Genomic DNA, 22475 nt, shown 5'->3' with positions numbered 1-22475 from the left:
AAAAATAAGGGTTCAGGCGCCGGTGAGTCACAATGCCACCCGCACCGCGAAACTTCTGGTCAGTTAACCTTGAACAGACAGTATAAGACTGTCAGCCCGGAGATGACAGTACAGCCCTGCCCGTACGGCTAAACTGTTGTTACGTCGTTACATACTGCCCGAAAGTCGGATGAAACGCACCGTAATTATTGATCAGTCATCACGAATGTGACTGGTTATTCAGTAAGATTATGCTTCACGGCGCAGATAATGCGCCGTGAGTGCATAATAATCAAACAGCTTTAACCGCGATTGTCTCGCCCTGCATGCGTTTACGCAGGGTACGCTTGGTACGGTCAATCACATCACCTGCCAGCTGTCCGCATGCGGCATCAATGTCATCACCACGGGTTTTACGCACGATGGTGGTGAAACCATACTCCATCAGCACCTTGGAGAAGCGATCGATACGGCTGTTCGAGCTACGGCCATACGGCGCGCCCGGGAACGGGTTCCATGGAATCAGGTTGATTTTGCATGGTGTATCTTTCAGCAACTCAGCCAGCTGATGCGCATGTTCGGTACCGTCGTTGACGTGATCAAGCATCACGTATTCGATGGTTACGCGGCCCTGGTTAGCGTTGGATTTTTCCAGATAGCGACGCACGGCAGCGAGGAAGGTTTCGATATTGTACTTTTTGTTGATCGGTACAATTTCGTCACGAATTTCATCGTTTGGCGCGTGCAGGGAGATCGCCAGCGCAACGTCAATCATATCGCCGAGCTTGTCCAGCGCAGGCACAACGCCTGAAGTAGACAGCGTCACGCGACGCTTGGACAGACCAAAACCGAAGTCATCCAGCATGATTTCCATCGCCGGAACCACGTTGGTCAGATTCAGCAGCGGCTCACCCATTCCCATCATTACCACGTTGGTGATGGGACGCGTACCGGTCACTTTTGCAGCACCCACGATTTTCGCGGCACGCCAGACCTGGCCGATAATTTCTGACACGCGCAGGTTACGGTTAAAGCCTTGCTGCGCAGTTGAACAGAATTTGCACTCCAGCGCACAGCCCACCTGAGAAGAGACGCAGAGCGTGGCACGGTCTTCTTCCGGGATGTAGACGGTTTCAACGCGCTGATCGCCGACCGCAATCGCCCATTTGATGGTGCCATCGGCCGAGCGCTGCTCTTCCACCACTTCCGGTGCGCGGATTTCAGCCACTTCTTTGAGCTTATTGCGCAGAACCTTATTGATGTCAGTCATGTCATCAAAATTGTCGCTGCAGTAATGGTACATCCACTTCATGACCTGATCGGCACGAAACGGCTTTTCGCCCATCTCTTTGAAGAACTCGCGCATCTGCTGACGATTCAGATCCAGCAGGTTGATTTTTCCATTTTTATTGGGAACCGCAGGAATGGCGACTTCGGAGGTATTCACTAATTCAGACATAATTTTTTCCGGCCTCGTTGTTACACGTTATGGCCCATGGAGGGTTGAATAGAAACGCCCCGGAAAGCGGTCTGCTCGTCCGGGGCGTTGCATTGTACAAAGTCTGGCGCAGGGATGCCACGTCTGGACGCGGCATTTACGAAAATAATGTGTAAACGAAACCGTTAGATTAACGGGTACGTGGACACACTTCGCCTTCAGCGAAGAAGAAAGCGATTTCGCGTGCAGCAGATTCAACAGAGTCAGAACCGTGAGTCCCGTTCTCGGTGAAGCTGTCAGCGTAGTCAGCGCGCAGAGTACCTGCCAGCGCGTTATCCGGGTTGGTAGCACCCAGCAGGTCACGGTGACGCTGTACTGCGTTTTCGCCTTCCAGTACGGATACAACGATTGGACCGGAGGTCATGAACTCAACCAGGCCGTCAAAGAATGGGCGACCTTCGTGCTCAGCGTAGAAACCACGAGCCTGCTCAACGGTCAGGTGCAGCATTTTGGTGCCAACAATTTTGAACCCTGCTGATTCAAAGCGAGCGAAGATGCTGCCAATAACGTTTTTTGCCACCGCGTTTGGTTTGATGATGGAAAAAGTACGTTCAATAGCCATGATAACCTCTGTCAATGTTCTGTTGTTTTGCATACCTGAGTATGGTGTGGCGCGGATTATAATGAGCAATAGCGCCATTGCCTATGGATTCGGGTAACATTTTTTTAAAATAAGACGAGTTTTAGCAACAGCTCACATCTGAATGCTGTTTTAAGGTCACTGCAACGTAAAATTCACCGTCGCAACTTGCCCGGTCTCATCCATAACGAGTAACTGATAATCGCCCGATTTATCAAGCTGTAATGTGTAAACTCTTCCTTTCACGTCCAGAGGCTCTCCGTTCAAAAACCACCAGCGCTCACCGCTATTGCCTGTCGCCTGAAGCGGCAGCGAAACGCGGGATTCCCCCGGCAGACGTTTAATGACGGCCCCTTCGCGCACGCCGGTCAGGATGAGTGGCGCAGGTGCGTCCTGCGAGAGCGGAGGACAGCTTGATGATGAAGGCGGGACCCGTACCGCACGACGCTCATTGGCAGGCAGCCACGGCTCCAGCGGCAGCGGCCAGACATCAAGGACCTTTTCAGTTGCATCGGGGCAATCTGCTGCCACACGTTTGCCCGTTTTATCCAGCCAGACCGGGAAACGAATGCCGCGAATGCCTTCCTGTTCGGGCAACAGCAGCGTGGGCGGTTCACTCCCTTCAAGCAGCCAGGTTGACAGACGGCGTCGGCAGTTTTCACTGCCTTCCGGCAGCGACTGGCCGCCAGGCCAGCAGATCACGCCCCGCCCGACGCTTGCCGGACGCGGATCGCGCGGCAGGCGGGCTTCGTCTATCGTTGAGCGTGACTGAAGCAGGTTATTGACCTGGTTTAATAGCGGAACCGCACTGGCAAAACCAAACTGCCCCGCAACGGGAGTGCCGTCCGGTCTTCCGGTCCAGATGCCTATCACGTAGCGGGCATTCAGACCGATGGCCCAGGCATCACGGTAACCGTAGCTGGTGCCTGTTTTCCACGCCAGCGGCGCAACCTGCGGCAGCGCGTTATCCGGTAGCGGCTGCGCCTCATTCGCCAGAATTCGGCGAATAATCCACGCCGAGCCTTGTGACAGTAACGGTCGTTCACTCAGCGGATCGCCAGGCTGTAGCCGCAACCTCCCTGCCTTACCGTGTCGGGCAAAGGCACTGTAGGCTGCGGCGATATCTGCCAGCCGCGCGCCTGCACCGCCGAGGATCAGGGAGAGATTCGGCTGCGCCCCCGCGGGCAGGATCAGCGGCAACCCCGCGTTACTGAGCATCCCGGCAAAACGTTTTGGTCCGTAGGCCTCCAGCACCTGGACGGCTGGCAGGTTGAGGGAGCGTACCAGCGCTTCACTCATGCTGACCGGTCCATGGAACCCGCTGTCAAAATTCCCCGGCCGATAATCACCGGTTTTTCTTGGAACATCCTGCAGCAACGAGGCGGGATGGATCAGGCCATCGTCGAGAGCCATGCCGTAGATAAACGGTTTCAGCACCGATCCCGGCGATCGGATCGCATTGACCATATCGACATGGCTAAAACGCGCGTCATCGTTAATATCCACCGATCCAACCCAGCCGCGTACTTTCATATCGGTATGATCCACGACGATCATCGCCAGCGAGCTGCGTGCGGGCAGACGGGATTTCCAGTTCATTGCCAGCTCTTCCAGCTGCCGCTGCAGCCCGGCATCAAGCGTGGTGACAATTTTAGTGTCGCGACTTTTACTGAGCATCATGCGTGCAAAGAGCGGTGCCAGTTGCGGCATCTGTCGGGGCGCCAGCCATACCGATTCTTCGCGGGATTCGTTGACCTGCTTTGCAGACCAGACCCCTTGCGTCGCCATACGATCGAGCACTTTATTGCGCGCCGCTTCGGCCCGTTCAGGCCAGCGGTCCGGACGTAAGCGGCTGGGTGCCTGTGGGAGTACCGCCAGCAGCGCCGCTTCGGAATAGCTGAGCTGCGACGGCGGTTTGCCGAGATAGGTCCAGCTTGCAGCTCCGACGCCCTGCAGCGTGCCGCCAAAGGGGGCACGGTTGAGATAGAGCGTCAGGATCTCGCGTTTAGAAAGATGCCACTCCAGCTGCATCGCCCGCCAGAGCTGACGAATTTTGCCACCAAAGGTGCGCGGATGCGGGTCCAGCAGGCGCGCCACCTGCATGGTAAGCGTACTGCCGCCAGAGACGACCTTCCCGGAACTGAGATCCTGCCAGGCGGCGCGCAGGACAGAGAGCGGGTTTACGCCGGGATGATCCCAGAACCAGCGATCTTCATACTGGATCAGCGCCTCAAGATAACGGGGAGAGACCTCTTCAATCGTAACCGGATAACGCCAGATCCCGTCATTGTCGGCAAAACGCCAGAGCGGCGTGCCCTTCTCATCCACCACCACCCGCGCGGGGTTAACCTCTTTCAGAGGCAATGGCCACAGGCGGTCAGCGGCCAGGATCAGCCCCCATAAAATGAGAAGCGCTCCCGCCAGCCATAGCCAGCGGGAGCGTGTCAGACGTGCCATTCGCATGTTATGGAACAACAATCAGCGGGCCGCTGGCCGCCCCCGTTGCCCGCCACTGCGGAACGTACATAGACTCCACCATCGGAACCGGTACCTGGTAAGTTCCCGGCGTCACGGCGCGCGCCAGATAAACCAGCGTGACCGGCTGACCTTCATTTACCGGTACAGCGGCCACAAAGCGGTCGTCGCGGAATTCCATATGCTGAATGTCCGCCTGCTGCATCTGGCTGAGCAGGTTCTGCACTTCGCTGCCGCTGTCCTGCAGGCTGGCGCTGCTGCTCGCCAGGTTCTGGTTTTCCAGCTCCAGACCCGCAGGGAGGAGATCCACCACCAGCGCATCCGGCACATTCTGGCTGGCTTTCACTTCCAGCCACACCAGCACCAGTTCACCGCTCTTCAGCGAAGAGAGCGATTTCGTGCTGCCGTCGGTTGCCAGAATATGACGTTCAACCTGCAGCACGTTCGAGCTCGGCTGAGGCGCATTTTCTGGATAACCGGTGCTGTCCAGACGGACCCACAGCGGTGTCGTCCCGGTATTAGTTACCTGCAGCGCGCCAAGCTGGTCACCGTTCACGTTTTGTACCAGTGACTTATCGCCGCCTGAAGCGGTCTCAGACAGAGAGGTTTTCGCCTGCCACGTACCTGACAAGGTTTGCAGCGAACGTCCGGCCAGGAACAGCGCGTTACTCTCCTGGGTGGACAGCCAGCGCTGGCTGAAGGCCTGTTCGGACAGCACATTCAGCAGCGTATTTTGCGCGTCCGGCAGCAGCTTGTACTCTTCCAGAAGAGAGAGCATCAGCGCGTTATCGCGAAGCTGGCTGCCGTAATCGGCCATCCAGGTTTTGCTGTCGTTACGCGGCGTTTTGAGTGCCAGATCCAGCGCCTGCTGGCTTCGCGGGGCATCGCCCATCAGTTTAAGCGCCATACCCAGCTGCATGAGCGGCAGCCCGGAAGCCGCCTGCCCGTGACGCTCCCAGATTTCACGCAGCGCACCCAGCGGTGCTTTTTGCTGACGAGCCAGTACCAGCGCGGCATAGGCCTGCACGGCGAACTTGCTGGCCTGCGTATCGTCGCTGTAGCGAATGGACATCATGCCCGGATCCTGCAGGTAGCGCAGCAGGCGGCTATTGGCGTTATTCACTGCATCGGCAGGTACGCTGTAACCCTGCTCGCCCGCGCGCACCAGGAAGTCGGTCACGTAGGCCGTCAGCCAGTACTCTTCCGGATCGTTTTTATCCCACAGCGCAAACCCACCGTCTTCACGCTGCATCTGCAGCAGACGGGAGATGCCAATATCAATGGCCGCACGGCGCTTGTCATCGGTGTCTCCCTTGATGCCAAGCGCGGTGAGCTGCGCCGCGTTGGTGTAGAGCGACGGGAACAGACCGCTGGTGGTTTGTTCCAGGCAGCCATAGGGATACGCCTGCAGTTCACGAATATAGCGCGCCAGGTTGAGCGGCGGTTTGCCGCTCAGCAACAGTTGCCCCTGCAGGGTGGCAGGAGAGAAACCGTCGATATGCTGCCCTGGAGCAGTCCAGGATTCACCTGGGTTCAGCATGGCACCGGTATTCACCGTCTGTGCAGGGAACGCCGGACGCACGCCGATTTTCCAGCTCTTCTGCTGCGGTGCGAAAGTCTCACCGGGTAGCTGCAGGCCGGTCACCTGCGCGGTCACTTCACCGTCACCATAGCCGTCCAGCGCACGCACCGGAATAAACAGAGTGGTCCGTGCGCCCGGCGGCAGTTGCACCGGCTGCGGCTGTGCGCCTTCCAGCGACAGTTTGCCGGTTGCGGTCAGGGCGACGTTTAGCGTTTGCGGCTTGTCAGTCAGGTTGGTGAGATCCAGCGTCAGCCGCGAGGTATCCCCGCTTGCCAGGAAGCGCGGGGTATTCAGCTCGGTAATGACCGGTGCGGCTACCACAACCTTGCTTTCGCTGCTGCCGAAATCGTCTTCCGTCCAGGCTTGCGCCATCAGGCGCAGCTCACCGTTGAAATCGCCAATCGGCAGCGTAACGGTACCTTCCCCGTTGGCATCAAGCGTAACTGGCTGCGCCTGCTGGGCGATAATGGTGACGTGGTTCACCGGCGGTTTACCGCCGCGCTTCAGCTCATCCCCATCGCCACCAAAGCGCAGCGCGGCCATGCGGCCCTGGCCTTCAATAACCTGGCCATAGATATCGTAGATATCCGCGCCGTACCGCTTCTGACCAAAGAAAGCCTGCCACGGATCTGGCGTAACGTAATCGGTAATGTTCAGCACACCGCTGTCCACCGCCGAGACCAGGACATTCACTTTCTGCGGCACAGCGCCCTCTTTCACGCTGGCTTTCACCTTCACAGAGAGCGTCTGGTTTGGACGCATTTTCTGCGGGTTATCCAGCGCAATATTCAGGCGGCGATTTTCGTCGCCCATCGGCAGATGCAGCAGGCCGACCGCGCGTTTCGGCGTGGCGGATTTGGATTTGTCCCCAGGACGAACCACCAGCGTGCTGAGATAGAGATCGTGGCGTTTCCAGGCCTTGTCGACCGGGATTGCGAGATCAAGCCCGTTTGCCGGTACGTCGATCTCTTTCCACCACAGCGGCCCTTCGCTGGATTCGATCATTGCATAGCCCTTGCCTGCGGCCGGTGCTGCAATGTGCAGATTGATGGTATCGCCTGGCTGATACGCTGGCTTATCCAGTTTCAGCGTCACGCGGTCAGGACGCGCAGCCCCGGTGCCGTCGCTATTATCCTGCCAGCTGTAACCCGCCCAGAAGCGTACGCTGCTGACCATCTCATCCGGCGCTTTAACCTCCAGACGATAAGAGCCCCACTCAACCGGGAAAGTCACTTTGCCGGTTTCATCGGCCTTAAGGGCCAGCTCCTGCTCGCCTTCAATCAGATCTTTTTGATCAAACTGCGACTGCCAGCCTTCGCTTTCGGACCAGTTCCAGTAATAGTCCCGACGCTCGCGGATCAGACGAACCTGTAACCCGGAAACGGCTTTTTTCGCCCCGCTGGCATCGGCATAGACGATGTCGAAGCTGGCGTTGCCGTTCTCGTCGACAATCGGCTGGTTAACAGTGGTGTCGGTGCGGTAATCGTAAACGGCTTTACTGGCAAACTGAGGGCGGATACCCGGCAGCTCCGCCGCCGGCCAGATGGCCTGCTCAGCACGGCGCGTCACCGGACGACCGCCCGACTCCAGCAGGCTGGCCTGCAGGATCAGTTGCAGAGGAGAGTGCACCTCTTTCCACTGGCTTTCGGTGGAAACCTGCCCACGGCCCTGTTCATCGAGCGTGAGCTGAACTTCATCCAGACTGCGGCTCAGGTTGTCCTCGGCGATATCGCCAAACTGGAATCCCGGCAGCGCAGCTACCGCGTCACGCAGCGGACGCAGGAAAAGCTGGCCCTGCAGAGAATTACCGTTGGCCGGTGCCCCATACAGGTAATAGCCCACCACGTTAAAGTCGACGTTATCCTGCGGTGAAACCGGTGCTTTTTGTCCCGTCAGGTTGAGCGCCATACGCTCAGGCATAAAATCTTCGACGTGGAAGTCCCACAAGCGCTGCAGGTTATCCCCCGTGTTGGCGCGGATATGCCACATGCCGGTCTGCGCCCCGCTGTCCAGCGGATAGTTAAAACGATAGAGTCCGTTCTCTGGCTTGACGACAATCGTGCGCGCGACCTGCCCATCCGGGCGCAGCACGTCAAGCTTCACGGGCTGGTCGGGAAGTGGCTTGCCGTCGCTGTCGCGCAGCAGACCGTTAAGGATCACCGTTTCACCCGGGCGGTAGAGATCGCGTGGGCCAAACATAAAGAATTGCTTGCTGTAGCCAGGGCTACCTGCGATATCAAACTCCGCCAGGTCGAGGGCAGGCAGCTTGAGGTCGAGCAGCGTGGTCTGGCCGTCTTTACTGGCCAGGATCAGCGCGGCTTCTTTGTCGGTCTCAAGCTTTGCATGGCCATCGCCGTCGCTGTTCGCTTCGGCAAGCGTCTGCCCTTTATCGTTCAACAGGGTAACGGTCACGCCGGACTGCGCCGCGCCGTTCTCCAGGCTCTGGGTAAAAATGTCCAGGCGGTTGTGATAACGGTGAGCGGACAGGCCAATATCGCTTAAGGTAAACAGCGTCGCGGCGTTACTGTAGTTGTAGTGCCCCGCCTGGTTCATGACCGCGATATAGACGCCAGACTGCTGGAGCGGCTTAATATCCTTCAGAGGCAGCAGCAATTTTTCACGCGTGTTGCGCGCCGGATTAAGATCGAAACGACCGGTGTAAACCAGCTCCGCCATCTTCAGCAGGTTGTCAGATTCCCAGTTGGTCAGCGAGTTACGGTATTCCCACTGGCTGACAAAAGAGGCCAACGATTCAGGTTTCACGCGGTAGAAATTCACGTCCACGTTGTTGACGTTAAGCGCCATCACCGGCAGACCTTCCAGCACTTTGCCCGGCAGCAGCGAGCCGCGGCTGGCAAAACCAACAGTGGGTTCAACGTCCCGGGTGGTCAGGGCTTTTTCATAATCAATGCCGAACGTCGCCTTGTTCAGCGCCTGCAGGTCACGTTCAACGGTGACGACCAGGTTGCGGTTGGGCTCCAGATGGCGCAGGCGAAGCTCTTTCAGGTTAGGCGCAAGTTCCCACGCCCCATCAACCTTGCCGCTTTTCTTGTCCACGACATGCACGGTTTTCGCGAAATCCTGATCGGGATTCAGCGGAACAGAGAATGTCAGCACCAGCGTTGAAGCGCCGTCCAGCTGCACTTCAGAGACATCCAGCAGGGTTAACGCTTTGCCCTGACTCTGTGCCGCCAGTTTTGCCAGCTTTTCAGCGTCGGGCTTTTCCGCGGCTTTTGGTGTCGATGGGGTGGAGGCGGTGGGAGCCGCAGACTGAGTGTTATCGTCGCTGTTATCACAGCCGACAAGCGTAAACGTAGTAAGCAGCGCGAGAGAGATCGCGGCTAAGCGAAACGGTTTCATCCTTTGTCCCTGGCCTATGGGGCCTGTTGGTCGTCGTCCGGATAAGTATTATCCGCAAGTTTCATTAATTCAAAAAGTCCAATTTTAGAATCCTGAATGCGCCTCGCAGAACGCTCACCTTCTGCCACTCGGCAATGCTACACCGATCACAACCCCAAACGTTACATGTTACCTTTCAGGTCATTTGTTTTTAAAACAATAAGATAGATGGATAAGCGTGCCTGAAGGCTGCTAGTTTTATAACCATGACGCACCCCGAGTGCGCGGTTCAATAAGAGAGAAAGCCATGAAACGAGCCGTGAACGCCCTACAAAATTTCGGAAAATCATTGTACGGACCGGTGCTGATCTTACCGATCGTCGGTCTGTTTATCGCCTTTGGTAACGTACTGGGTAACGGTAACCTCGCTGAATACCTGCCGTTTCTTGGCCATCCACTGATTCAGCACCTTGGTCAGCTTATCGCGAAATCTGCCGTGTCGGTGCTGGTCAACCTGGCGCTGGTGTTTGCCGTCGGCATCCCGATTGGTCTGGCGACGCGCGATAAAGGCTATGCCGCGCTGATTGGCCTGGTGACCTTTGTCGTGTTCATTAACGCCATGAACGTCACGCTACAGCTCCAGGGTGCACTGGCGCCAGCGGCCCAGATGAAAGCGGCCGGGCAGACGATGGTTCTGGGCGTGCAGGTGCTGGAGATGGGTGTGTTTGCAGGGATCCTGACCGGGGCGCTTTCCGGCTATCTGTACAACAAATATTCCGGCGTGCAGTTTAACGGCGCGATGGCAATTTACTCCGGCCACTGTTTTGTCGCCATTGTGATGCTCCCCGTCTCCATGCTGCTCGGCGTGGTGATGAGTGAGCTGTGGCCCTTTGCCCAGCACGGCATCAGCGCCCTGGCGCTGGCTATCAAAGGCTCCGGGCCGTTTGGTGTGGCAATCTACGGTTTCCTGGAACGCATTCTGGTGCCTACCGGCCTGCATCACCTGGTCTATACCCCGTTTCTGTATACCGAGCTGGGCGGCACGCAGGAGGTCTGCGGCACGGTTTATCAGGGCGCGCGCAATATTTACTTCGCCGAGATGGCCTGCCCGGAGGTGAAGCAGCTCAGCAGCACGGTGGTGTGGGATGCCCGCGGCATCAGCAAAATGTTTGGCCTGCCTGCGGCGGCGCTGGCGATGTATATGACGGCAAAGCCGGAGCGCAAAGCGGCGGCAAAGGCGATTCTGATCCCGGCAGCGCTCACCACTCTGCTGGTCGGCGTCACTGAACCCATTGAGTTCTCCTTCCTGTTTGTCGCCCCGCTGCTGTTCGTGGTGCATGCGGTGCTGACCGGCATCGGCATGATGCTGTTCTCGCTGCTGGGCGTTCACGCCATCGGTGCTAACGGGGTCATTGATTTCATCCTCTACAACCTCCCGCTCGGTACGGAAAAATCCAACTGGCCGATGTACATCCTGGTCGGACTGATCATGTTCGCTCTCTACTTCGCGGTGTTCCGCTTCCTGATCCTGCGCTTCAACATGAAGACGCCGGGCCGTGAGGATGACGATCGGGAGACGCGCCTCTACAGCAAGCAGGAGTACCAGGCGAAGGGCAATAACGACGGGCTGGGCGAATCCATCGTGGCGGGGCTGGGCGGCCGGGAAAACATTGAAGTGGTGGATAACTGCTACACCCGCTTACGCGTCACGGTGAAGGACGTCAACCTCATCGACGAACCGCGCCTGAAGGCGACCGGCGCGAAAGGGATTATCAAACAAGGTAACAACGTTCAGGTGGTCTACGGGCTGCACGTCAAAAAAATGCGAGAAGCCGTTGAGACGTTTCTCTGAAAGGAGCTAAAGATGTTTACACCCCCATTCATTCTGTCGATCGCCGGCGGTGGTAGCACCTACACGCCGGGTATTGTCAAAAGCCTGATGGTGCGTCTGCAGGATTTCCCGCTGGCCGAAATCCGTCTTTATGACATCGACGAGGCGCGTCAGAACACCATTGCGCCCGTCGTCGAGAAGGTCATTCGCGACCACAGTCAGAGCATCAAATTCATCGTCACCAGCGATCCGGAAGTGGCCTTCAGCGGCGCGCATTTCGTCTTCGCCCAGATGCGCGTCGGCCAGTACAGGATGCGCGAGCAGGACGAGAAGATCCCGCTACGTCATGGCGTGGTTGGGCAAGAAACCTGTGGGCCAGGCGGCCTGGCGTATGGCCTACGCACGATCCTGCCGATGGTGGAGCTTATCGATCTGGTGGATCGCTACGCGCATGAAAAAGCCTGGATCGTGAACTACTCCAACCCGGCGGCGATCGTTGCAGAAGGCGTGCGGCGCCTGCGCCCGAACGCGCGCGTGCTGAACATTTGCGATATGCCGGTGGCTGCGATGCGTAACATGGGGGCGATTCTGGGTGTCGATCGCCACAAGCTGGAGGTCGACTACTTCGGTCTGAACCACTTCGGCTGGTTTACCCGCGTGCTGGTGGACGGCGAGGACAAGCTGCCGGAGCTGCGCAAACATATCGCGAAGTTTGGCCTGCTGACGGAAGATGCGGCCAAAACCGACCCGCAGCACTCGGATCCGTCGTGGGTAAAAACCTGGCGCAACATTAAGCCGATCATGGATAACTTTCCGGAGTATCTGCCGAACCCGTATCTGCAGTACTACCTGATGCCAAACCAGATTGTGGAGCATCAGAACCCGGACTATACCCGCGCCAATGAAGTGATGGACGGGCGCGAGAAAAAACTGTTCGCCGCAGCCGAAGAATATAAGCGTACCGGGATCCTGCCGGATGCCTTCCACGTGGGCGTCCACGGTGAATTTATCGTTGACGTCGCCTGCTCGCTGGCCTTTAACCTGCGGAGCCGCCATCTGGTGATGGTGGAAAACCGCGGTGCGATTACCAACCTGCCTTACGATGCCGTGGTGGAAGTGCCCGCTTATATCACCTCCGAAGGCCCGGAACCGATTCGTGTCGGTCAGGTGCCGCTGTTCCATCAGACCCTTTTGCAACAGCAGCTCGCCTCTGAGCAGCTGCTGGTGGAGGCGACTATCGAAGGAAGCTACGAGAAAGCCCTTCAGGCATTTACCCTCAACCGCACCGTGCCGACCATGGAACACGCGAAGGCGATTCTCGACGAGATGATTGAGGCCAACCGCGACTACTGGCCTGCGCTGCAAAAAGCCTGGCAGGACGGCGAAGCGGTGAAAAAATAGGGGCCTGCTCGCGAGTTGAACGTGGTTTGCTTGTCGGTGTCAGAAAAAACACCGACAATCCTTTTTTACGGAAAAGAATGGAGGCAACCCATGTCCACCTCATATTTTGTCGCCGCCGACTGGCTGATTGAGCACGGCGACGATCCGGAAGTGCAGATTATTGACGCGCGTATGGCCCCTCCTGGGCAAGAACATCGCGACGTTCCCGGTGAATACCGCGCAGGACATCTGCCTGGCGCGGTATTTTTTGATATTGAAGCCCTCTCCGATCACACCTCTCCTCTGCCGCACATGCTGCCGCGCCCGGAAGCGTTTTCCGTGGCGATGCGCGAGCTGGGCGTCAGCAAAGACAAACACCTCGTTGTTTATGACGAAGGTAACCTCTTCTCTGCGCCGCGCGCGTGGTGGATGCTGAAAAACTTCGGCGTAGAGAAAGTCTCGATTCTGGCCGGCGGCCTCGCAGGCTGGAAGCGTGACGAGCTGCCGCTTCAGCAGGGCGACGTGACGCTGCCGGAAGGCGAATTCGATGCCACGTTCGACGCGCACGTGGTGAAACGCCTGACCGACGTGCTGGTCGTGAGCCATGAAAAAACGGCCCAAATCGTCGATGCTCGCCCAGCACCACGCTTCAATGCGCAAGCGGATGAACCGCGTCCGGGGCTCAAGCGCGGACATATTCCGGGCGCGCTGAACGTGCCGTGGGGCGATTTGGTATTTGAGGGGGAACTGAAAACCACTGACGAGCTGCGCGCTATTTTTGATCGTGCGGGCGTGGATTTACACCGTCCGATTATTGCCAGCTGCGGTTCCGGCGTAACGGCCTGCGTGGCGATCCTGGCGCTCGCCACGCTCGGCGTAAACGACGTCACACTCTATGACGGCGCGTGGAGCGAATGGGGCGCGCGTGACGACCTGCCGGTTGAACCGGCGAAATAATGGATAACCGCCTGGCCACGCTGTTAACGCGCGGGGCATCCCTGACCCGCGCGGAGTATCGCGTTCTCGCCCATCTCACGGAGCATCCGCTGCTGGTGGGCAATATTACGGTTCGCGAGCTGGCGCAGGCGACGTTCGTTTCTACCGCCACCATTATGCGTCTGTGTCAGAAGCTGGGGTTCAGCGGTTTTAGCGAGTTTATCTGGCACTGCAAACAGCTGCTCTCAGACACGCCGCACATTGCCGCTCAGGGGCAATCGCGTCCTGAACTCCCTGCGCTCTTTAATCAGTTTATCGCCAACTATCAGCACACCTTTCAGTGGGTCACCCACGACAAACGCCAGCAGTTTGCCGACCTGCTGCGCCAGAAAGAGAGCTTCTTTCTCTACGGCGCCGGGTTTTCCTATCTGTTTGCGGAGTACCTGACCAAGAAATTGCAGGTGCTGGGCAAAACGGCGTTTATCTCCGGGCCGGGGGATAGTCGGAATATTTTCCTCAGCAACGCCGCCCGCTACCAGGTGTTTATTGCCGTCTCGCGCAGCGGCGAAACGGAACAGGTGCTGGATAAAGCGCGGATTGCCAAAAACGTCGGCATGACGATCGTCGCGTTTACCCGCGCCTCGGCCAATACGCTGGCGGGGATGGCGGACGTGCACTTTGCCCTCTATGACGAAGCGGTACACTTCGCCGCCGAAGCTGCGGGAGTGACGTCGTTTGAGTCGAATCTGGTGCTGCTGATGGATTTACTGCTGCTGGAAGCAACGGGGTGATATTCACCCCGCCGTAATCAGATAATGCGGTTGGTTTTGAGATCGCGCAGGAAGCCGCCCCAGCGACGCTCGTAGAACGGCGTGATGTGCTCGGTAATAAAGTGGCTGATGCCCTTCTCACCGTTCTTCACCTGACAGATATCAATCGGCTCATCGCCCGGCAGCGTGTCGGTAGCCACGCTTCCCGCGGCCTGAATGATGTCGTCGATATCGCCATCGGCTTCAATACCGATCAGCAGCACAGCCTGTTCGTCCGCGCGCTCTTTAATAGAACAGATGAACGCGCGCCTGACGGGCTTGAGCGTTTTGAAAAGCGTGGTCAGGGAATCGATCATCTGCGCGGGCGGTTCAGCCACTTCAGACAGCAGCAGCGTTTCGCCCCCTTCCAGCACCTCCTGGGTGCTGAGCGGGTTGCCCTCTTCACCTATCAGATGGCTGATTTCACGCGGCGTGAACTCTTTTCCGGTCGGCAGCTTCGCGTTGAGAAACAGCGTCTGGCCCAGCGTCATTTCAAACAGGGTGCGCACCGGCATCACCACGAACGCCTGTTCGTCTTCAACGGCCTTCTGCAGCGCTTCCAGCGAGGTGAAGAACGGGATCACCGAAGAGCCGTCGTCTTTCTCCCAGTGCAGGAGATCCAGCGCACTGTCCTCGACAACCTGCTCACCTTCCGCAGCGGTGCCCGGCACCCAGACGGTGGATTCCAGCAGCGTGCGGAAAAATGCCGGACGGTGGGCCGGCTCGGTTGCCGCCTGCTCCAGAAGGGTTTCTAATTCGTTTTTGGTTTCTGACATAGTTTGGCTACTTCACACTTGCCCGGCGGCGCTACGCTTACCGGGCCTACGGATTTTGTAGGCCGGGTAAGCGTAGCGCCACCCGGCAAAAAAGATTACTCAGCCGTCAGCAGGTTCGCCACGGTACGCACGCCCAGACCGGTCGCGCCCGCGGACCACTGCTCAACCGCCGCTTTACGGTAAGTTGCAGAGCAGTCGATGTGCAGCCAGCCTTCGTGGTAGTTCTCAACGAAGTGAGACAGGAAGCCTGCTGCGGTGCTTGCCCCCGCCGGGTACGCCGCGCTCGCGGTGTTGTTCAGCTCGGCAAAGTTAGACGGCAGCTGGCTGCGGTGGAACTCGGCCAGCGGTAGGCGCCAGAACGGCTCGTTCTCAGCGGCAGCGCTTGCCAGCAGGCGAGCGGCTAGCTTGTCATCAAAGCTGAACAACGCATGGTAGTCGTTGCCCAGGGCGGTTTTCGCCGCGCCGGTCAGGGTCGCCATGTCGATAATCAGCTCTGGCTTCTGGGCAGAGGCGTCGATCAGGCCATCGGCCAGCACCAGACGGCCTTCCGCATCGGTGTTCATCACCTCAACGTTTTTGCCGTTACGGTAGCGGATGATATCGCCCAGCTTGAAGGCGTTACCGCTAACCATGTTGTCCGCGCAGCACAGGTACAACTTCACGCGCTTGTTCAGGCCACGGGTGATAGCGAACGCCAGCGCGCCGGTAATGGTCGCCGCGCCGCCCATGTCGGACTTCATAGAGTCCATGAATGCGCTCTGCTTCAGGCTGTAGCCGCCGGTGTCGAAGGTGATGCCTTTACCGACCAGGCAGGCAAATACCGGCGCTGCTTTATCACCGGTTGGGTTGTAATCCAGCGCCAGCAATACAGGAGGACGCTCAGAACCGCGGCCCACGGTGTGGATACCCATATAGTTCTGCTCGCGCAGGTCTTCACCTTTGGTGATGCGGTAGGACATCTTGTCACCGGCCACGCCGCACAGCAGGTCAACCGCGCGCTGCGCCAGCTGTTCCGGCCCCAGCTCTTCCGCCGGTGCGTTGATGGTGTCGCGCACCCAGTCGATTATGTTCAGACGGCTTTCCAGCTCTTTCTGACCGGCTTCATCAAGGTTGGCCCACTCGATTTTGCGGGTGCCTTTAGGGCCTTTGTAGCCTGCCCAGAATGCCCAGCTGCGGTCGGTGTCCCAGCCTTCGCCTTCCAGAGATACGTGTTTAATGCCCAGGCCGTCAATTTTACGCGCGGCGCGCTGGATCAGGCCCAAATCATCGTTGCCCGTCAGGTGCAGGGTAATGCCGTCGTTGTTAATGCTGTAGGTGGCTTTCTCGCCCCAGCGCGCGTCAGCAGGCTGATTCGAGAGCGTAATCTTCATCGCTTCGGTCATTTTATTTTTCCTTATTAGCAACTAGCAAACGGGCCGCCTGAAGGCAGCCCGTTATGTTTTTTATTCTGCTTCATCTAACCAGACTAACAGAATCGCCTCCAGAATTTTTTCATTGGATGCGTTTGGATCGTCGTCGAAATCCTCTAAATCGCAGATCCACTGGTGCATGTCGGTGAATCGTACGGTCTTCGGATCGAGATCCGGGTTCGCGTCGTAGAGCGCTTCGCCGATTTCGCGGCTGTCTGTCCACTTCAGTCCCATATTAATGCTCGCGTGCGTGGTTGATGGTGTAGCGTGGGAATTCCACGACCAGATCTTCATCGGTCACCGCGGCCTGGCAGCTCAAGCGGCTGTCTGGCTCCAGACCCCATGCTTTATCCAGCATGTCGTCTTCGTCTTCGGTGCTCTCGGCGAGCGAGTCAAAACCTTCACGCACGATGCAGTGGCACGTGGTGCAGGCACAGGATTTTTCACAGGCGTGTTCCACTTCGATACCTGCACGCAGGGCAACATCGAGAATGGTCTCACCGGTCTTCGCTTCCAGAACAGCGCCATCCGGACAGAGGTCCGCATGAGGCAAAATTACAATCTTTGGCATATTAAACCTCGTCCACGGACTGGCCTTTCAGCGCGACGCGGACAGATTTGTCCATGCGGCGAGCAGCAAAGTCCTGGGTTTGTTTATCAACGTTTTTAATGGCTTCTTCTATTGCGTCAGCGTCATTGCCTTCTGCTACTGCGCTTAAGCGCGCGGCAGCGTCGTCAATCACCTGACGCTCAGCGGCGCTTAACAGCCCGGCATCGGCAGCGAGCGCGCCGTTCAGGCTCTCCAGCACGCGTGCGGCTTCCACTTTCTGTTCCGCCAACATACGCGCCTTCACATCCTGCTCGGCGTAGCTCATTGAGTCCTGGATCATGGAGGCGATTTCGCCATCGGTCAGGCCGTAGGACGGCTTCACCTGGATGGACGATTCAACGCCGGTGGATTTTTCCATCGCCGTGACGCTCAGCAGGCCGTCCGCATCCACCTGGAAGGTAACGCGAATATGCGCCCCGCCCGCAGGCAGCGCCGGAATACCGCGCAGCGCAAAGCGCGCCAGCGAGCGGCAGTCCTGCACCAGCTCGCGTTCGCCCTGCATCACGTGGATGGACATCGCGGTCTGGCCGTCTTTAAAGGTGGTGAACTCCTGCGCGCGCGCCACCGGAATGGTGGTGTTACGCGGGATCACTTTCTCCACCAGGCCGCCCATGGTTTCTAACCCCAGCGACAGCGGAATGACGTCCAGCAGCAGCATTTCGCTGTCCGGCTTGTTGCCGACCAGGATATCGGCCTGGATAGCGGCGCCTACGGCAACCACTTTGTCCGGGTCGATGGAGGTGAGCGGCGTGCGGCCAAAGAATTCGCCCACGCGTTCGCGCACCAGCGGCACGCGGGTGGAGCCGCCGACCATGACCACTTCCAGCACCTCGCTGGCCTCAACGCCGGCATCTTTCAATGCGCGACGGCAGGCCAGCAGCGTGCGTTTTACCAGAGCAGCGATCAGGTCGTTGAACTGGTCGCGGGTGATGTCACCCTGCCAGCCCGCAACATTTATGGTAACGGTCTGCGCATCACTCAGCGCAATTTTGGCATCGATGGCCGCATCCAGCAGTTCACGCTGAACGCGTGCATCGCTGCGATCGCTGATGCCCGCCTGCTCGCGGATGTAATCCGCCAGCAGATGGTCGAAGTCATCACCGCCCAGCGCGGAATCCCCGCCGGTCGCCAGCACTTCAAACACCCCGCGGCTTAAGCGCAGGATCGAGATATCAAAGGTACCGCCGCCGAGATCGTAGACCGCAATCACCCCTTCCTGACCGGAGTCGAGGCCGTAGGCAATCGCCGCCGCCGTCGGTTCGTTCAGCAGGCGCAGCACGTGCAGACCCGCCAGACGTGCGGCATCTTTAGTGCCCTGACGCTGTGCATCGTCAAAGTAGGCCGGAACGGTTATGACCACGCCGTCCAGATCGCCGCCAAGCGTCGCCGTTGCGCGCGCTGCCAGCGCTTTGAGGATGTCAGCAGAAACACGAATCGGGTTCAGCAGGCCAGCCGCCGTCGCGATCATCGGCAGGCCGTTTTCACTTGCCTGCAGCTGATAAGGGAGATGCGGATAGCGGGTCTGGATATCGGCCAGCGAGCGGCCCATCATGCGCTTCACGGAGCTGATGGTGTTGGCCGGATCGCGCGCGGCGTTTGCGCGGGCGTCATAACCTACCGCGTGTCCCTGCTGCTGGTAGTGGACCACGGAAGGCAGCAGATGGCGGCCCTGCTCGTCAGCCAGCGTTTCCGCCTGGCCGCTACGCACGGTCGCCACGAGGGAATTGGTGGTGCCCAGATCAATACCCACCGCCAGACGACGCTGGTGCGGTGCGGCACTTAAGCCAGGCTCACTAATTTGTAATAAGGCCATAATTGCTTCCGAAATTAAAAATCGAGCAGCTTTTCTTCGAGTTGTTCAGCACTGCTTCGCAGTTTATCGAGAAAACGGAGTTTGCGCACAGTATCTGCCGCCACGTCCCAGGTCTCGTTGTTCAGTTGCTCCACCATCTGCTGATGGCGGGTATCGAACATGCCCTTCACGCGCATGATAAAACTTTCCAGACGCGCTTCGTCTTTGGCCTGTTCAATCTCATCGAGCTCTTCGCGAAGCTCCAGCTGTTCCATCAGAAACGCGGTGTCGCGCACGGTGTGCTGCTCGCTCGCGAGATCAAAGCCGTGGAGCGAAAGCAGATATTCTGCACGCGCCAGCGGATGGCGCAGCGTCTGCCAGGCCTGGTTGATGGTCGCAGAGTGCGAGACCGCAGCCAATTGCTCTGACTGCGTGCCACTGGCGAATTTATCCGGATGATACTGACGCTGTAAATCCTGAAAACGGATCGTCAGCGTCTGGAGATCAATCGGGTATTGAGCGGGTAGTCCGAAGAGAGTGAAGTAATCCATAACAATCTCAGGGGTAGCCTGTTAGAACAAACCCCACGCGTAGCAAAGCCACGGTGGGGTTTCGGATGACGCGCGGTTAAACGTGGAAGCTTTCGCCGCAACCACACTCGTCTTTGACGTTCGGGTTCGTGAATTTGAACCCTTCGTTCAGGCCTTCTTTTACGAAGTCCAGCTGAGTGCCGTTGAGGAATTGCAGGCTTTTGCCATCGACCACCACCTTCACGCCCTTGTCTTCAAACACGGTGTCGTCAGACGCCGGTTCATCAACAAACTCCAGTACGTAAGCCATACCAGAACAGCCGGAGGTACGTACGCCCAGTCGCAGGCCAAAGCCTTTACCACGGTTCGCCAGAAAAGAGCTTACTCGCGCGGCAGCGCTGTCGCTAAGGGTAATCGACATACTCAAACCTCAATTATTTTGCTTCACGTTTGCTTTTGTAATCCGCAATGGCGGCTTTGATCGCGTCTTCTGCCAGAATAGAGCAGTGAATTTTCACCGGCGGCAGTTCGAGTTCTTCAGCAATATCCGTGTTCTTGATTGCCTGTGCTTCGTCCAGAGACTTGCCCTTCACCCATTCGGTGACCAGGGAGCTGGAAGCAATAGCAGAACCGCAGCCGTAGGTCTTGAAGCGCGCGTCTTCAATGATACCTTCATTGTTGACTTTAATCTGCAACTTCATCACGTCGCCACACGCCGGTGCACCGACCATGCCGCTACCGACAGATTCATCGCTGTTGTCAAAAGAGCCGACGTTGCGCGGGTTCTCGTAATGATCGATGACTTTTTCGCTGTATGCCATGATTGAATTCTCCTTATGTACCGATTAGTGATGTGACCATTCAATGCTGTTCAGATCCACGCCCTGCTTGAACATTTCCCACAGTGGAGAAAGGTCGCGCAGACGGCCGATGGAGTTACGAACCAGCTTGATGGTGTAGTCAATCTCTTCTTCGGTAGTGAAACGACCTAAAGAGAAACGGATAGAGCTGTGCGCCAGCTCGTCAGTCATACCCAGCGCGCGCAGCACGTAGGATGGCTCAAGACTTGCAGACGTACAGGCGGAACCGGAAGAAACGGCCAGGTCTTTCAGGGCCATGATCAGCGATTCGCCTTCAACATAGTTGAAGCTCACGTTGAGGATGTTCGGAGCGCCCTGCTCGAGATCGCCGTTCAGATACACTTCTTCCATATCTTTCACGCCATCCCACAGACGGTTACGCAGCGTGCGCAGGCGTGCCATCTCGGTTTCCATCTCTTCTTTTGCAATGCGGTAAGCTTCGCCCATGCCCACAATCTGGTGAACAGGCAGCGTACCGGAACGCATGCCGCGCTCGTGACCGCCGCCGTGCATCTGTGCTTCGATGCGGATACGCGGTTTACGACGAACGTACAGCGCGCCGATACCTTTTGGGCCATAAATTTTGTGGCCGGAGAAGGACATCAGGTCCACTTTCAGCTGGCTAAGGTCGATAGGCAGTTTGCCCACGCTCTGGGTCGCGTCAACGTGGTAGATGATACCGCGCGCGCGGCACATTTCGCCGATAGTCGCGATGTCTTGTACCACGCCGATTTCGTTGTTGACGTGCATGATGGAAACCAGAATGGTGTCATCACGCATGGCCGCTTCGAGCTCTTTCAGGTCAATAATACCGTTGCTCTGTGGCGCGAGATAGGTCACTTCGTACCCTTCACGCTCCAGCTGACGGCAAGTGTCCAGCACGGCTTTGTGTTCGGTTTTGCTGGTGATGATGTGCTTGCCTTTTTTCTGATAAAAGTTGGCTGCACCTTTGATCGCCAGGTTGTCGGATTCGGTCGCACCGGAGGTGAAAACAATCTCACGCGGGTCGGCACCCACCAGGTCAGCAATCTGATTACGGGCGATATCGACCGCCTCTTCAGCATGCCAGCCAAAACGGTGTGAACGGGAAGCTGGGTTACCAAAGTTTCCGTCCAGGGTCAGACACTGCATCATTTTCTCGGCAACACGCGGGTCCACCGGCGTGGTTGCGGAGTAATCGAGATAAATCGGTAATTTCATTGCTCTTTAAACTCCGTACATCGCTTCAATGCAAGGAATCAGGCAACCGGCTGGATGTACGACCGAGTACACGGGGCGTGACCGCCCCGGCCTGATTCTGAAATACTTATCTTTTTATTACGCGCGCAGTTTGACGTCGATAGCGTCCTGCGCGCGGGTGCTGCGTTGGGAATCCTGACTGTGCTGACGACCAGAGACATCCAGAACTTCCTGGTTATTGACCAGTTCACCCAGGGTGATGTTGTTCAGGAAGCCGGTCAGACGGTCACTCAGATCGCGCCACAGCGCGTGGGTCAGGCATTTATCGCCGCCCTGGCAGCCGCCTTTACCCTGGCAACGGGTCGCGTCAACGGATTCGTCAACTGCGCTAATGACTTCACCAACTGCAATACTGCCCGCGTCTTTACCCAGCAGATAACCGCCGCCTGGGCCACGAACACTGGAAACCAGTCCATTTTTACGCAGTCTGGAGAACAGCTGTTCCAGATAAGAGAGGGAGATCCCTTGTCGTTCAGAAATATCAGCCAACGGAACCGGGCCCGCTTCGGAGTTGAGCGCAACGTCCAGCATCGCGGTCACGGCATAACGCCCTTTAGATGTCAGTCTCATGTCTTACTTAACCTCAAACTCGCCCCTGCCCGGGGTTTTTTATAGTAAAATGGGGTATTGCATAGCAGGGCCAAGTCTGACATTCCTGACTAAAATGGTCAACTATTTACTTGACTGTTTTAGTCAGGTATTTAACCTTCTGTGCCGTTTTTTGTCGGGTGGCGCTTCGCTTACCCGCCTACGGTTTTTTTAGGCCGGGTAAGCGGAACCCCACCCGGCGAACAGACGACACAAAGGTTTTTTATTTGGGGCAATACGCCCCCGGATACCCCGCCGGGTT

General features: G+C 57.6%; 18 protein-coding genes. 4 read left to right on the top strand and 14 right to left on the bottom strand.

Annotated elements, in window-relative coordinates; all coding sequences use genetic code 11:
• Positions 1 to 271: 271 nt before the first annotated feature.
• The 4 genes from E3U32_RS03385 to E3U32_RS03370 all read right to left on the bottom strand — a co-directional run bounded on the left by E3U32_RS03385 (position 272) and on the right by E3U32_RS03370 (position 9474).
• On the bottom strand, positions 272 to 1438 hold the full coding sequence (locus E3U32_RS03385) for a bifunctional tRNA (adenosine(37)-C2)-methyltransferase TrmG/ribosomal RNA large subunit methyltransferase RlmN (RefSeq protein WP_014171168.1): 1167 nt from the start codon (positions 1436 to 1438) through the stop codon (positions 272 to 274).
• 169 nt (positions 1439 to 1607) lie between these two features.
• Positions 1608 to 2039, bottom strand: coding sequence for a nucleoside-diphosphate kinase (gene ndk / locus E3U32_RS03380; protein WP_003860625.1), 432 nt, complete (start codon positions 2037 to 2039; stop codon positions 1608 to 1610).
• A 156-nt stretch (positions 2040 to 2195) separates the two neighbouring features.
• Positions 2196 to 4520, bottom strand: coding sequence for a peptidoglycan glycosyltransferase PbpC (pbpC, locus tag E3U32_RS03375; RefSeq protein ID WP_134347634.1), 2325 nt, complete (start codon positions 4518 to 4520; stop codon positions 2196 to 2198).
• Position 4521: 1 nt separating this feature from the next.
• Positions 4522 to 9474, bottom strand: coding sequence for an alpha-2-macroglobulin family protein (locus tag E3U32_RS03370; protein WP_134347633.1), 4953 nt, complete (start codon positions 9472 to 9474; stop codon positions 4522 to 4524).
• Positions 9475 to 9760: 286 nt separating this feature from the next.
• Here E3U32_RS03370 and E3U32_RS03365 point away from each other — a divergent pair, with 286 nt between their 5' ends.
• The 4 genes from E3U32_RS03365 to E3U32_RS03350 all read left to right on the top strand — a co-directional run bounded on the left by E3U32_RS03365 (position 9761) and on the right by E3U32_RS03350 (position 14391).
• Positions 9761 to 11305, top strand: a complete 1545-nt coding sequence (locus tag E3U32_RS03365; protein WP_134347632.1) for a PTS transporter subunit EIIC — start codon at positions 9761 to 9763, stop codon at positions 11303 to 11305.
• Positions 11306 to 11317: 12 nt separating this feature from the next.
• Positions 11318 to 12685, top strand: coding sequence for a 6-phospho-alpha-glucosidase (locus E3U32_RS03360; protein ID WP_134347631.1), 1368 nt, complete (start codon positions 11318 to 11320; stop codon positions 12683 to 12685).
• 90 nt (positions 12686 to 12775) lie between these two features.
• Positions 12776 to 13621: a 3-mercaptopyruvate sulfurtransferase gene (sseA, locus tag E3U32_RS03355; RefSeq protein WP_134347630.1), complete on the top strand. Its 846-nt coding sequence runs from the start codon at positions 12776 to 12778 to the stop codon at positions 13619 to 13621.
• Positions 13621 to 14391: a MurR/RpiR family transcriptional regulator gene (locus E3U32_RS03350; protein ID WP_134347629.1), complete on the top strand. Its 771-nt coding sequence runs from the start codon at positions 13621 to 13623 to the stop codon at positions 14389 to 14391. Before sseA ends, E3U32_RS03350 begins: the two co-directional genes overlap by 1 nt.
• A 17-nt stretch (positions 14392 to 14408) precedes the next feature.
• Here the strand turns inward: E3U32_RS03350 and sseB are convergent, their stop codons facing one another.
• The 10 genes from sseB to iscR form a co-directional block, all read right to left on the bottom strand.
• Positions 14409 to 15185, bottom strand: coding sequence for an enhanced serine sensitivity protein SseB (gene sseB / locus E3U32_RS03345; protein WP_134347628.1), 777 nt, complete (start codon positions 15183 to 15185; stop codon positions 14409 to 14411).
• 95 nt (positions 15186 to 15280) lie between these two features.
• Positions 15281 to 16567 (bottom strand): aminopeptidase PepB, encoded by a 1287-nt coding sequence (gene pepB, locus E3U32_RS03340; protein WP_047346762.1) that lies wholly within the window; start codon positions 16565 to 16567, stop codon positions 15281 to 15283.
• A gap of 60 nt (positions 16568 to 16627) precedes the next feature.
• Positions 16628 to 16828 (bottom strand): Fe-S cluster assembly protein IscX, encoded by a 201-nt coding sequence (gene iscX / locus E3U32_RS03335; protein ID WP_003860650.1) that lies wholly within the window; start codon positions 16826 to 16828, stop codon positions 16628 to 16630.
• Between the two features lies 1 nt (position 16829).
• Positions 16830 to 17165, bottom strand: a complete 336-nt coding sequence (fdx, locus tag E3U32_RS03330) for an ISC system 2Fe-2S type ferredoxin (RefSeq protein WP_003860652.1) — start codon at positions 17163 to 17165, stop codon at positions 16830 to 16832.
• Between the two features lies 1 nt (position 17166).
• Positions 17167 to 19017, bottom strand: a complete 1851-nt coding sequence (hscA, locus tag E3U32_RS03325) for a Fe-S protein assembly chaperone HscA (RefSeq protein WP_134347627.1) — start codon at positions 19015 to 19017, stop codon at positions 17167 to 17169.
• Positions 19018 to 19031: 14 nt separating this feature from the next.
• Positions 19032 to 19547, bottom strand: a complete 516-nt coding sequence (gene hscB / locus E3U32_RS03320; RefSeq protein WP_134347626.1) for a co-chaperone HscB — start codon at positions 19545 to 19547, stop codon at positions 19032 to 19034.
• A gap of 76 nt (positions 19548 to 19623) precedes the next feature.
• Positions 19624 to 19947, bottom strand: coding sequence for an iron-sulfur cluster assembly protein IscA (gene iscA / locus E3U32_RS03315; RefSeq protein WP_003860659.1), 324 nt, complete (start codon positions 19945 to 19947; stop codon positions 19624 to 19626).
• Between the two features lie 13 nt (positions 19948 to 19960).
• Positions 19961 to 20347, bottom strand: a complete 387-nt coding sequence (iscU, locus tag E3U32_RS03310) for a Fe-S cluster assembly scaffold IscU (RefSeq protein WP_003860661.1) — start codon at positions 20345 to 20347, stop codon at positions 19961 to 19963.
• A gap of 24 nt (positions 20348 to 20371) precedes the next feature.
• Entirely contained in the window at positions 20372 to 21586 is a 1215-nt protein-coding gene (iscS, locus tag E3U32_RS03305) for a cysteine desulfurase (protein ID WP_008502157.1), read from the bottom strand.
• Between the two features lie 117 nt (positions 21587 to 21703).
• On the bottom strand, positions 21704 to 22195 hold the full coding sequence (gene iscR / locus E3U32_RS03300; RefSeq protein WP_024908641.1) for a Fe-S cluster assembly transcriptional regulator IscR: 492 nt from the start codon (positions 22193 to 22195) through the stop codon (positions 21704 to 21706).
• Positions 22196 to 22475 lie beyond the last annotated feature (280 nt).

It is taken from the genome of Lelliottia nimipressuralis, from assembly GCF_004402045.1.
In the GTDB taxonomy this organism is placed as follows: domain Bacteria; phylum Pseudomonadota; class Gammaproteobacteria; order Enterobacterales; family Enterobacteriaceae; genus Enterobacter; species Enterobacter chinensis.
The sequence above is the reverse complement of the archived record's forward strand: the minus strand, read 5'-3'. Positions and strand labels throughout refer to the sequence as shown.